The sequence below is a fragment of the Ekhidna sp. ABH4_415 genome (genome assembly GCF_056161305.1).
In genome coordinates this window covers 116345-128876 of the sequence record NZ_JBSWYW010000006.1, presented here as the reverse complement: position 1 = coordinate 128876, position 12532 = coordinate 116345, and the positions used below count along the sequence as shown (strand labels likewise).

At 40.9% G+C, this 12532-nt stretch carries 12 protein-coding genes; 10 read left to right on the top strand and 2 right to left on the bottom strand.

Annotated features, from left to right (window positions below; all coding sequences use genetic code 11):
* Window positions 1–5: 5 nt before the first annotated feature.
* Window positions 6–1922 carry a 1-deoxy-D-xylulose-5-phosphate synthase gene (gene dxs, locus ACXAH9_RS11720; RefSeq protein WP_474895055.1) on the bottom strand — a complete coding sequence of 639 codons (1917 nt, stop codon included), beginning with the start codon at window positions 1920–1922 and terminating at the stop codon, window positions 6–8.
* Between the two features lie 147 nt (window positions 1923–2069).
* Between dxs and ACXAH9_RS11715 the strand changes: the two genes are divergently transcribed.
* Window positions 2070–2840: a segregation and condensation protein A gene (locus ACXAH9_RS11715; protein WP_474895054.1), complete on the top strand. Its 771-nt coding sequence runs from the start codon at window positions 2070–2072 to the stop codon at window positions 2838–2840.
* A gap of 53 nt (window positions 2841–2893) precedes the next feature.
* On the opposite strand, the gene ACXAH9_RS11710 is transcribed toward ACXAH9_RS11715, so the two are convergent.
* Window positions 2894–3313 carry a nucleoside-diphosphate kinase gene (locus tag ACXAH9_RS11710; protein ID WP_474895053.1) on the bottom strand — a complete coding sequence of 140 codons (420 nt, stop codon included), beginning with the start codon at window positions 3311–3313 and terminating at the stop codon, window positions 2894–2896.
* 132 nt (window positions 3314–3445) lie between these two features.
* Here ACXAH9_RS11710 and ACXAH9_RS11705 point away from each other — a divergent pair, with 132 nt between their 5' ends.
* The 9 genes from ACXAH9_RS11705 to ACXAH9_RS11665 all read left to right on the top strand — a co-directional run bounded on the left by ACXAH9_RS11705 (window position 3446) and on the right by ACXAH9_RS11665 (window position 12531).
* Window positions 3446–4456 carry a DHH family phosphoesterase gene (locus ACXAH9_RS11705; RefSeq protein WP_474895052.1) on the top strand — a complete coding sequence of 337 codons (1011 nt, stop codon included), beginning with the start codon at window positions 3446–3448 and terminating at the stop codon, window positions 4454–4456.
* The gene (locus tag ACXAH9_RS11700) at window positions 4453–5352 is read left to right on the top strand and encodes an FKBP-type peptidyl-prolyl cis-trans isomerase (RefSeq protein WP_474895051.1); all 900 of its coding nucleotides are present in this window, start codon (window positions 4453–4455) and stop codon (window positions 5350–5352) included. Before ACXAH9_RS11705 ends, ACXAH9_RS11700 begins: the two co-directional genes overlap by 4 nt.
* Before the next feature lie 4 nt (window positions 5353–5356).
* Window positions 5357–5983 carry an FKBP-type peptidyl-prolyl cis-trans isomerase gene (locus ACXAH9_RS11695; RefSeq protein ID WP_474895050.1) on the top strand — a complete coding sequence of 209 codons (627 nt, stop codon included), beginning with the start codon at window positions 5357–5359 and terminating at the stop codon, window positions 5981–5983.
* Between the two features lies 1 nt (window position 5984).
* A complete protein-coding gene (rdgB, locus tag ACXAH9_RS11690) occupies window positions 5985–6569 on the top strand; it encodes an RdgB/HAM1 family non-canonical purine NTP pyrophosphatase (protein WP_474895049.1) in 585 nt (194 codons plus the stop codon).
* Window positions 6562–7170, top strand: coding sequence for a uridine kinase (udk, locus tag ACXAH9_RS11685; RefSeq protein ID WP_474895048.1), 609 nt, complete (start codon window positions 6562–6564; stop codon window positions 7168–7170). The genes rdgB and udk overlap by 8 nt, the downstream gene beginning before the upstream one ends.
* A 24-nt stretch (window positions 7171–7194) precedes the next feature.
* Entirely contained in the window at window positions 7195–7542 is a 348-nt protein-coding gene (locus ACXAH9_RS11680; protein WP_474895047.1) for a hypothetical protein, read from the top strand.
* A 90-nt stretch (window positions 7543–7632) separates the two neighbouring features.
* Window positions 7633–10626, top strand: a complete 2994-nt coding sequence (gene secDF, locus ACXAH9_RS11675) for a protein translocase subunit SecDF (protein ID WP_474895046.1) — start codon at window positions 7633–7635, stop codon at window positions 10624–10626.
* Window positions 10627–10740: 114 nt separating this feature from the next.
* Window positions 10741–11502, top strand: a complete 762-nt coding sequence (locus ACXAH9_RS11670) for a hypothetical protein (protein WP_474895045.1) — start codon at window positions 10741–10743, stop codon at window positions 11500–11502.
* A gap of 63 nt (window positions 11503–11565) precedes the next feature.
* Window positions 11566–12531 carry an endonuclease/exonuclease/phosphatase family protein gene (locus ACXAH9_RS11665; RefSeq protein ID WP_474895044.1) on the top strand — a complete coding sequence of 322 codons (966 nt, stop codon included), beginning with the start codon at window positions 11566–11568 and terminating at the stop codon, window positions 12529–12531.
* The last annotated feature ends 1 nt before the right edge of the window (window position 12532 follow it).

Genomic DNA, 12532 nt, shown 5'->3' with positions numbered 1-12532 from the left:
CTAATTTAGACTACCGACTCCTTATTCGCGACGAATTGAAAAGCTGTTTTTTTAATGGCCTCCGCATCATACTCACACTCACGATGCAGTTGTGGTTGATCACCGTGTTCAACTATTCGGTCAGGAATACCCAGTCGTTTAACGGAAGCATTGTAATCATTGTCTGCAGCAAATTCCAACACTGCAGATCCGAAACCTCCAATTAAACATCCGTCTTCTACCGTGATAATGTAATTGTGATTTTTGAAAATTTCATGGAGCATTTCTTCGTCCAATGGCTTGACGAATCGCATATCATATACGGAAGGATTCAAACCTTCCTTTCTTAGCTCATCAGCTGCATCCAACGCATAATTACCAACCTGACCAATGGAAAGAATTGCTAAATCTTCTCCCTGTACCAATCTTCTCCCCTTGCCAATTTCCACTTTCTCAAGTGGGGTTCTCCATTCCGGCATTACGCCTGTACCTCTTGGATATCGAATAGAAAATGGACCTTTGTGCTCACTAGCCGTAAACATCAAATTCCTAAGCTCTGATTCATTCATAGGTGCTGAAACCACCATATTAGGGATGCACCTCATGTACGCGATATCATAAGCTCCATGATGGGTAGGCCCGTCGGCTCCTGCCACACCTGCTCTATCCATACAGAAAACGACAGGTAGATTCTGAATGCAGACATCATGAATAACCTGATCATAAGCACGCTGCATGAACGTACTGTAGATATTACAGAAAGGAACCATCCCTTGGGTCGCCAGCCCTGCTGAGAACGTGACAGCATGCTGCTCAGCAATTCCAACATCGTATGACCGATCTGGAAATGCTTCCATCATTATCTTCATTGAAGATCCAGATGGCATAGCAGGAGTGATCCCAACAATTTTTTTATTCTTTTCAGCCAGCTCCACCAAGGTGTGACCAAATACATCTTGAAATTTGGGTGGCTGAGGGGTGTCGTGTTTTTTCTTATTGATAGCACCTGTGATCTTATCGAAGGTGCCGGGTGCATGCCATAGGGTTTGATCTTTCTCTGCCAGCTCATAGCCTTTTCCTTTTACAGTAAGGCAATGTAAAATTTTAGGCCCGGGAATTTTTTTCAGATCCTCCATCACGTCAACCAGGTGATTCACATCATGCCCATCAATCGGACCGAAATACCGTAGATTCAACGACTCAAAAAGGTTGCTCTGCTTTAGCAACAAACTCTTCATTGAACTTTCAACCTTGGCTGCTATCTCCTGTGCATTAGGCCCGAACTTGCTGATTTTACCCAGCAATTTCCAAACCTCGTCGCGAAATTTATTGTATGTCTGGCTTGTGGTGATATCAGTTAGATAATCCTTTAGAGCACCAACATTCGGGTCGATGGACATGCAGTTGTCATTGAGTACGATCAGCAAATTGGAATTGCTAACTCCAGCATGGTTCATTGCCTCGAAAGCCATTCCCCCGGTCATTGCTCCGTCTCCTATAACGGCAATATGCTGCTTGTCCTTTTCCTCTTTCAACCTGGATGCTTCTGCCATACCCAAAGCAGCAGAAATGGAAGTAGATGAGTGACCTACTCCGAATGTATCATATTCACTTTCGCTTCTTTTAGGGAACCCGGAAATCCCCTTGTATTTTCTATTGGTGTGAAAAGATTCTTTACGGCCAGTTAAGATCTTATGACCATACGCCTGGTGCCCTACGTCCCAAACCAGCTGATCTTTTGGAGTATTGAAAACGTAATGTAAAGCCACCGTGAGCTCCGCTACCCCCAGACTCGCGCCAAAATGCCCTCCATAAACTGAAACATTGTCGATTATGAAATCACGAAGTTCATGACACACCTGTGTGAGTTGCCTCACGTCTAGTTTTTTCAAGTCTTCAGGTGAGTCAATTTTAGCTAAAAGTGGTCCTGGTTTGATCTCCATGTTCTATCAATATTTCTTCCAAACGCTCTTTACTGTATGATTGTTTGGAAAGGCAGCCTTATAAAAAAGACAGTCTGCAAAAGTAAGCATTAGACTGAAAGGTAAATTAATAGAAGTAAAATTCCATATTGTCGGTAATTTTGGCTCGTGACTACAGATCAAAAATTTGAAATAAAACTTCCACTTTTCGAAGGTCCCTTCGATCTATTACTCTTTTTCATTGAAAGAGATGAGCTGGATATCTATGATATTCCCATTTCCAAAATCACAGATGATTTTCTGGACTATCTGGAGCATCTGGAAAAAATGAATGTAGAGATCGCCAGTGAATTCATTCTGGTTGCAGCTACTTTGATGCGCATTAAAGCAAAAATGCTACTACCGCGTCCTGTAGTTGATGAAGAAGGGAATGAAATTGATCCGAGAGAGGAGTTGGTAAAGCATCTCCTGGAATACAAAAAATACAAATCTGTGGTTTCTACCCTTTCAAAAATGGAGGCCGATCGATTAGACAGGGAAAAGAGAGGGAACCTTAAAAAAGAAATCAGACACCTTTCGGAAACCATCAATGTTGAGGCTGAACTACAGGATCTTGACCTGTACAAGATGATGAAGGTTTTTCAAAAAGTGATGAAGCGATATGAATTTGAGCAAAAAAAGCCTGTTCATCAGGTAGTGCAATATCCATATACGATAGAAAAGCAGAAGGCCAAGCTGATGGAAAGACTGGTGTATGGAAAGAAGCTTTCTTTTGCTGATATGATTCAGGAAAAACCGGATAAAATTCTGGTTATTTTTAATTTCCTATCCATTTTAGAGCTTCTGCAGCTAAAACAAATCGTCATATCACTCGGAGAAGGATTTAATAATTTTTGGATAGAGCGGAGAGATGAGTCCAAAATAGCTGAAGCCAAATAAAAAAGCCTGCGAACATTCACAGGCTTTCAAACTTTTCAAATCGTTTCGATTGATTAGAATCTCTCAGTTGTTGAAAAGAAGAAACCAGCCTCAATCGCTGCATTTTCATCAGAATCAGATCCGTGGATAGCATTTGCTTCTATAGATTTAGCAAACAGCTTTCTAATTGTTCCCTCTGCTGCTTCTTCCGGGTTGGTTGCTCCAATTAGCTTTCTGAAGTCTTCTACAGCATTCTCCTTCTCCAATACCATCGCGATGATCGGTCCTGATGACATGTAGGCAACCAGGTCATTGTAGAAAGGTCGCTCTTTATGCACTTCATAAAACTGACCTGCACGCTCTTCGGAAAGCTTCGTCAGCTTAGCAGCCTCTATTCTAAATCCTGCTTCTTCAATTATCTTAATGATTGCACCTGAGTTGCCTGCTGCATAAGCATCCGGCTTGATCATGGTAAATGTCTTTTTTCCTGCCATTATTCGTTTTTGTTTACGCTTCTTAAAATCGCCGCAAAAATAAGGGAATCATAAAGAGTTTGCTCAGCATTATTAGGTTTTATAAATGTTACTAATTTTGCCGTTCACTTTTGCCCGATTCGGGCATTTTTTATGAAGGACACACAGGCGCTAAAGGACTTCTTACAATCCCCAAAAAAGATCGTCATAACCACTCATGCAAACCCAGATGCGGATGCATTAGGGTCTTCTTTGGGTCTACACCACTTCCTTGTCAGGCTGGGGCACGAGGTAAATACCATTGTCCCTAACAGCTATCCTGATTTTTTGGAGTGGATGCCAGGGAATCCTTTAGTCATTAATTATGAAAAATCGCAGGAGGCTGCAGATAAGCTTCTTTCAGAAGCCGATCTACTTTTCTGTCTCGACTATTCAGGTTTTGGCAGGATAAAAAACATGAAAGAGGCTGCTGAAAGCGTATCTGCTAAAGTGGCACTAGTAGATCATCATTTAAATCCTGAAATCGTCCCTGATTTCAATTTCTGGAATGATAAATCAGCAGCTACAGCGGAATTAATTTATGATCTCATTGTTGACTTTAGTGGACGTGAGGTTATTGATAAAAACATTGCTGAGTGTCTCTATGCCGGCATCATGACCGATACCGGGTCTTTTAAGCACCCATCCACGACATCAAAAGTGCATCGAATGGTAGCAGACCTAATTGACTTAGGTGCTGATGTAAATAAAGTGAGTCGATTGATCTATGATACGAATTCATTAGACAGATTGAGATTCCTAGGGCATGCGTTGGCAGAAAAATTAAAAGTAGATGAGTCGTACAGAGTGGCCTATTTTGTTATCGGAGAGGAAGATTTCAAGGACTTTCGACTAAAACAGGGGGACACTGAGGGACTAGTCAATTATGCCCTGTCCATTAAAGGCATAGTGGTTGCTGCTATTATCATAGAAAGAGATAATGAAATAAAACTCTCGTTCAGGAGCATAGGGGACTTTGCAGTGAATAAATTCGCGGAAGAATACTTCAGTGGCGGTGGACATAAAAATGCTTCCGGGGGGATGTCAGAATTATCCCTAGAAGAAACAGAAAAGAAATTCAAAGAATTAATCGGAAAAGATATTTTAAAAACAAGAATCAAATGAAAAAATTAGGATACATCATTATCGCATTGGTATTCACAGCATGTGGGTCCAATACATTTCAAACCGAAGCTGGAACTACGGTTACCTATTTAAAAAAAGGAAACGGTGAGGCGCCTGTTGATAGCCTTGTATCGATGTTTAGAATCAAATACACCACTGAAGAAGGGGAGTTGATGATGGACACTGACGAGCCTATGCCACTCAAGATCGACCCAAACAATCAGATGGATCAGGGTGAGCTTTTTAATGTGTTGACCCAGCTCACAACTGGCGATAGTGTGGAATTCGCACTAACAGCTTCTGAACTTTTTGAGAAAACTTTCAGAGCTCCTCGACCGGATTCGATAGCTGCAGATAGCAAAATCCAGTTTCAGATTGCATATGTTGATCAGCTAACAGAAGAAGGATATTATGAAATGGTGGCCAAAAGAGCAGAGGAAGCAGCAGCTAAGCAGATCGTTATCGACAATGAAATTTTGGATAATTACCTGGCTGAGAATGATATCGACGCGCAACAAACTGAAAGCGGCTTGAGATACGTTATTACAGAAGAAGGAAACGGTCCTAAGCCTGATAGCGGACAGAGCGTGAAAGTTAACTATGCGGGCAGACTTCTTGATGGAACGTATTTTGATACCAGCATTGAATCAGTAGCGAAAGAACAAAATATTTATAATGAAAACAGACCTGGTGGTTACACTCCCCTTTCATTTCCTATTGCACAGCGCAGAGTTATCGCTGGTTGGGACGAGGGAATCATGCTCTTAAATGAAGGATCAAAAGCAACTATTTACATCCCTAGTACGCTTGGTTATGGCAGTAGGGGTTCTGGTCCACTTATTAAGCCGAACTCCATTTTAGTATTTGACGTAGAGTTGGTAGAAGTAGCTGAATAAAAAAATGAAAAAAGGATTTTTAGCAATTGTTGTTGGGTTCATTCTGCATGCATGTGGAGATGGTAATGTAGTTGTACAAATTGATCCTGATATTCAACTTGAAAAGGATAGTATTGCAATTGCTGAGTACATGAATGAAAAAGGATACCAAAATTATCTAACCACCTCATCAGGTGTTAGGTACTTCGTTATTGAAGAAGGTGAAGGCGCTTCCATTGATGAGAGTGATTTTGTAACCTTTGATTACACCGGGATGCTCCTCAGCGATACCATTTTCGATACATCAGTAAAGTCGATTGGTGATAGCATTAGAACTCATTTTCTGGAAGATAGTGTCGGTTTGGAAGACAAGGATATTCACGAAATTTTCCTTGCAACTTTCTCAGAAGATGAATCCTATGATCCTTTGAAAATAACGTACTCGGCATCTGGCTGGACAATACAAGGCCAATTCATAAGTGGTTTTACAGATGGAGTCTCTACAACTTTTAATAAAATGAATGTTGGAGGAAAAGCTATCATAGCGATTCCTTCGGCGCTTGCTTATGGTTCGAATGGGTCAGGAGCATTGATAGCTCCAAATACCCCAATCGCATTTGAATTGATGCCAATAGAATTAACCAAACAATAGGATGCGGATTTGCTTTGCCTCGCATAACATAAACAAGGTAAAGGAAATGAGCGAGATCATGCCTGATGGTATTTTCCTTATAGGGCTGGATGAGTTAGGAATAACGGAGGATATCTCCGAGACAGGTTCGACATTGGAGGAAAATGCTGCTATTAAGTCATCCTATGTCTATAAAAAACATAAAATCCCTGTTTTTGCAGATGACAGTGGCCTGATCGTTCACACTTTAAATGGTGAGCCAGGAGTATACTCGGCCAGGTATGCTGGTGAGGAACGAGATGATCAAAAAAACATGGATCTACTCCTAAAAAATCTATCTGAAAAAAAAGATCGGTCAGCTGAGTTTCGCACAGTGATTTCATACATTGATGAGACAGGTAAAAACCATGAATTCACCGGAAAGGTAGAAGGGCAAATAATTAAAGAAAAAAGGGGCAATAATGGATTTGGCTATGATCCTATTTTTCAACCAAAGGGATTTGACGAAACATTCGCCCAGCTCTCTTCTGATGTGAAAAATCGTATTTCGCATCGTGCAAAGGCAGTACAAAAATTTTTAGAATATCTTCATAAGAGTCATGAGTAAACCGATCGTTGTAGGCATCACTGGTGGTAGCGGATCTGGGAAGACGCTCTTTATGAATGAGCTAATGCAGCAGGTTCCAAAAGCTGCTCTTCACTCAATGGATAATTATTACATAGAGAAAGGAAAGCAGCCCAAGGATAAGTCCGGCATTGAGAATTTTGACACCCCTCAGTCCATAGATTTAGACAAATTTGCTGAAGACCTAAAAAAATTAATAAGCGGAGAATCGATTGAACTAACGGAGTACACATACAACAATGACCGTGACAATCCGAACCCACGAAAAATTAAGGTTGAAAGCAGTCCAATAATTCTTGTTGAAGGAATTTTTGTGTTTCATCAGGAGAAAGTACGTGAATTACTCGATCTCAAGCTTTACATCGAAGCGCCTGATTACCTGATGATGAAACGAAGGATTATTCGTGACGCTAAAGAAAGAGGGTATGATTTAGATGACGTACTTTATCGGTATGAGCACCACGTAACCCCTGCATACAGAAAGTATATTGAGCCTTCAAAGCATTATGCAGATTTGATCATACCCAATCATGAACACTTCGAAAATGCACTTAAAGTAATAACTGCTTTTCTTAATCAGTGATTTTACTACATTTGCCCCACTTTGATGAAAAATCGTTTCATATCGAAAAAATTTCTCCAAACTGGATTTGGTCTGGTGCTTGCACTTTTTGTGTTAACACAATCAATCTATGTGCAGGAGCATAATTTCGATAAGCAAGAGCAAAGTGACGCAGATAATGAAAAGAAAGAGACGCAGCAGTTTTCGAAAACAGCGCTTGTTCCTACTTCCTCATTACAAATCAATCTCGACTATCAATCATATCTTCTGAATGAAGTTTTCTTTCAGGATGGAGATGAAGGCGAATCACCAGCAATAGAACGTATAATCCCTTCTGCACAGAAGGCATTGAAGATACTATTCAGGAGAATCATTTCTCCTAATGCACCCTGAGTAAACCCTACTTCAGGCGATCAATTTTTAAAACAACTTTTTAATAAACCAAACGACTGTAAACATTACAGATCAAACCTATAAATTATCATGAAAAACAAAGGATTTATTGTTTTCCTAACGATACTGATCTCATTGCTCTGTATCTATTATCTATCATTTACCTATGTTTCTCAAAACATTCAAAAGGAGGCAACATCTGTCACCGCGAATGATGATGGTAGCATAGATGTTTCCGAAAAGCAACGTTATCTTGATTCCATCTGGAATGAGCCTGTCTACAACCTTTTTGGAATAGACTATACGTACAAAGAAGTAAAAGAAACTGAGCTAAACCTCGGACTAGACCTTCAGGGAGGGATGCACGTGACACTAGAGGTATCTCCAATAGATATCATTAAGGGTCTAAGTGGAAACAGCACTGATCCTGATTTCATTGCGGCACTGGATCAGGCAAAGCAAAACATCAAAGGCACTCAACTCAACTTTGTAGATGAATTTTACAGTGAATTCAAAGAAAGAGCACCGGGTAAGGAGCTTTCTCAAATCTTTGCCACTGCTGCAAACAGAGGCAGAATCAGCCTCCAAAGTACAGATGCTGAAATTCTTGAGATCATTGACACGGAAGTTGAAAGTGCGATTGACCGGTCATTCAATATCCTTAGAACAAGAATTGACCGTTTCGGAACTTCACAACCAAACATTCAGCGACTGCAGGGAACCGGAAGAATCCAGATTGAGCTACCAGGAGTAGACAACCCTCAACGAGTAAGAAAACTTTTACAAGGTGTAGCTAAGCTAGAATTTTGGGAAGTATACCAGCAGCAGGAGGTTGCGCAGGTGCTTACTTCTATTAACTCCCTGATCGTTCAGGAAATGAAGAACAACCCTTCGTCTGTATCTGAAGAAACAGAGGAAGATCAAAAAATAAAGGATGATATAACCGCTCTTTTGGGTGACGGCAGTGAGGCTGATTCCCTTGCAACTGCAGAAGGAGATTCAACCAAGAACGAGGCACTTGACTCTTTGATCAATACCAGGCAGTCACCACTGTTTGATTTGCTTGTAAATACACAATATGGAGGATTAATATATAATGTAAAAGATACGGCTCAGGTCAATCGTATTTTAGAGCGTGAGGATGTGCAAGCGATCATCCCTGCAACCATGAAGTTTTTATGGGATGTAAAACCTAAAGACAGAGGAGATGACCTGACTGGTCCTGAATTGCTGGAACTATACCCGATTAAAACAAATAGAAACGGGAAAGCTTCCTTGACGGGAGAGACCATCTCAAATGCAACCGCTTCTCTTAATGAGCGTGCTGAACCGGAAGTGACTATGCAGATGAATGCCAGCGGATCTCGCACATGGGCGAAAATGACCAGAGAAAACATCGGTCAGCAAATAGCCATTGTACTTGACAACTATGTATTCTCTGCACCAACCGTAAGAGGTGAAATACCAAACGGAAGCTCATCTATTTCCGGAGGATTCCAAACGATTGAAGAAGCAAAAGATCTTGCAAACATCCTGAAGGCAGGTTCACTTCCAGCTCCAACAACTATCGTAGAAGATGTAGTAGTTGGCCCTACATTGGGTAAAGTCGCTCAAAGCCAAGGGTTAAATTCGATCCTGGTTGGTTTGATTATCGTGATTGTATTCATGGTTGTGTACTATGCAAAAGGTGGACTGATTGCCAACCTGGCGCTTTTCTTTAATGTATTCTTTATCATGGGTATTCTTGCCCAGTTTGGCACATCTTTGACATTACCTGGTATCGCAGGTATCGTGTTAACCATCGGTATGGCAATCGATGCGAACGTACTGATCTTTGAAAGAATCAAAGAGGAGCTGAGAAACGGTGCAGGCTTGAAAGCCGCCATCTCATCTGGTTATTCGAAAGCATATTGGTCCATTTTTGATGCGAATGTTACCACACTAATTGTGGGATTCATTCTATTTACGTTAGGACAAGGGCCAGTGAAAGGATTTGCAATTACCCTTATGATTGGTATCGTTTGCTCATTCTTCAGTGCAGTATTCATCACGAGGGTGATTGTGGAAGCATTCTCTAAAAAGGGAGATAGCGCAAAAATTTCTTTTGCTAACGCCTTCTCGAAAAATGCATTGTCTAACCTGAATATCAACTTCTTAAGTAAGCGTAAGTTCGCATATACTTTCAGTAGCATATTCATCGGTATCGGTATTGTAGCAATGGTTGTGAAAGGAATCACACTTGGTGTGGATTTCAAGGGAGGACGATCTTATGTAATCACGTTTGATGAGCCAAAGAGCCCTACTGAAATCAAAACTTCCCTTGGCAACTACTTTGAGAATGCTGGTACGGAAGTGAAAACTTTCGGTGCGAATAACATCCTGAAAGTCACGACATCATATAAAATTGATGATGAGAGTGATGAGGCAGATTTGCAGGTAAGGGAAGAGCTAATCAATGGGTTGGCTGAAACAACTGGACTTACCTATATAGAAGACGGTGCACAGCTTGCGGAAGGTAATTTCACCATTTCCAGTTCATCCAAAGTGAGTCCAACCATTGCCGATGACATTAAGAATTCATCTTATAAGTCAGGAATCATTGCACTAATCTGTATTTTCATTTACATCGTATTCCGATTCAGAAAGTGGCAGTTTGGACTCGGAGCGATCATTGCTTTGTTCCATGATACACTTTTCGTGCTTTCCGCTTTTGCGATCGCAAATCTTGCTGGAATATCATTTGAAGCTGATCAGGTCTTTGTTGCCGCGGTTCTTACAATAATTGGATACTCCATCAACGATACGGTGGTTGTATTCGACCGAATCAGAGAGAACATGGGTATCAAATCCGGATCTGAGCTAATCCCTGTTTTCAATGAATCACTGAATAACACGGTGAGTAGAACGTTCATTACCTCGATCACAACATTGATTGTTGTAATTGTTCTATTCTTGTTCGGGGGAGCAGTACTCCAAGGATTTTCATTCGCTTTACTTGTGGGAATCATCGTTGGTACGTACTCATCCATTTTCATTGCTACGCCAATAGTGATTGACCTTAACAAGAAAGAGGCAAAAACTTAAGACTCGATTAGCATGATAATCAAAGCCCTTATTTGCTCAACATGCAGATGAGGGCTTTTTTGTGCCCAATAAGTATTTTAGTTAAATTCAGGCTACCAAATCACTAAAAAACTAATGGGTAAATATCCAGTATATGCCATTGTTGCTCTTGTTTTCATCGGTGTAATCAAACTCTTGCAGATTACAGCTTTCGATGCGGAGCAATACACAAAAAATAAAAAGGCAAGTTTCTCAAAAGATATCTTCAAGCCAGCTAAAAAAGACGCTGCATTTAATTCATCACAGGAAGGTAAGGAAACCGCTCCACCTGTTTTGGGTCGGACAGAAGGCGACTCATTAGAGAGTGATTTCGGGACAATAGAACAAGCAGATGAGGCTACTGAACAAGCAGGTTTTGATCAGGGTGACAGTTCCTTCGACTCGCAACCTTCTGATTCTGAGAGTGATTTTGCAAATGAAACCACTACTACTCGATCATACAGTGGCTTAGATGAATTGAAAAATATTTACCTGGCTCCTAAAATTGCCAATCTACCACCTGGTCAGCTACGTGAAGATGTAGTGATCAGGTATTATCGTCACGATCAGGATGGTGATAAAGTTTATTCTCTCAAAGAATTGGGATATTACATACATGAAAAAGAAGCAACTGAGACAGAAGGACTCGGAAGTAATGTGATGTATTACGGAGCGAATGTGGCAGTTGAAGACATTCAAATTGTTGCCTATATGCTCCTCTCCAGTGGGCTGCCTCTCAAATCTATCGAACCATCCAGCTTTAGCTGGAAAGCCAATGCCATAGAAATTGGGACCGACCCTGATATCCTGGATGCTGACAATCTTACCGAATCAGACATAAGGAATTTTAGTAAATAATTACCCCTTTCTGGGTATTGCCTATCAAAGGGTTATTAGCGAATTTTATAAAAAGAATTCGCTATGACCTCTCATTACATTTCCTGGTGGAATCTTGAAAATCTATTTGATGTAAAAGATGCCCCCACTTCTCGAAGACCTGATGACCTAGCCAGAAAGATTAAGGCTGACTTAAAAAACTGGACTTCTGATGTTTTGGCAAAAAAAATCGAAAAGCTAGCCTGGGTGATCTCTCAGATGAATGCAAGTACCGGTCCCGATATCATGGGGGTGTGCGAGGTGGAAAACGCCCATGTGCTACAGCTCCTTCTTGATGCGCTGAACACCAATCGTAATTATGGGTTGATCCATCATGACATGGGTGACAAACGGGGCATTGATGTGGCCTTCATATATGACAAGGATAAATTCGACTTCAATACTGATGAATTTTTCCACCATACAGTTGTAAAAAGGTATCCAACCAGGGAAATTGTTCAGGCTACCATAGTGAATAAAAGTTCGGGTAATGAAATTGTTCTCATCGGAAACCACTGGCCATCCAGATCTGCAGGGCAATATGAATCTGAACCATACCGGATTATTACAGGAGAAACTCTGAGTTACTTTATTGAGCGTATCCAGGAAATAAAAGGAGATGATGCTGCAATAGTTGTGATGGGTGACTTTAATGATGATCCTTATAATCGCTCATTGACAGACTATGCTCTCAGTGTGATGGATAGGGATAAAGTGGTATATGGAAGAAATCCATATCTATATAATATGATGTGGCCTTTGCTCGGCCAGCGGAAAGCCAGCTACGTTTACGGTGGAGTCCCAATGATGATCGATCAGTTTATGGTTTCGAAAGGGATCGCCAAAAAGTCGGGTAAGTTTAGCCTAGACGAGAAAAAGGTGAAACTCGAAATCTTTGATGGAATGGTCTCTGGAAGGTATGACACGCCTGTAAGGTTTGGTCAGGAGAAGCCAGACTTTGATGGATTTAGCGACCACCTTCCTATTTCATTTGTACTGGACGAAAAATGAT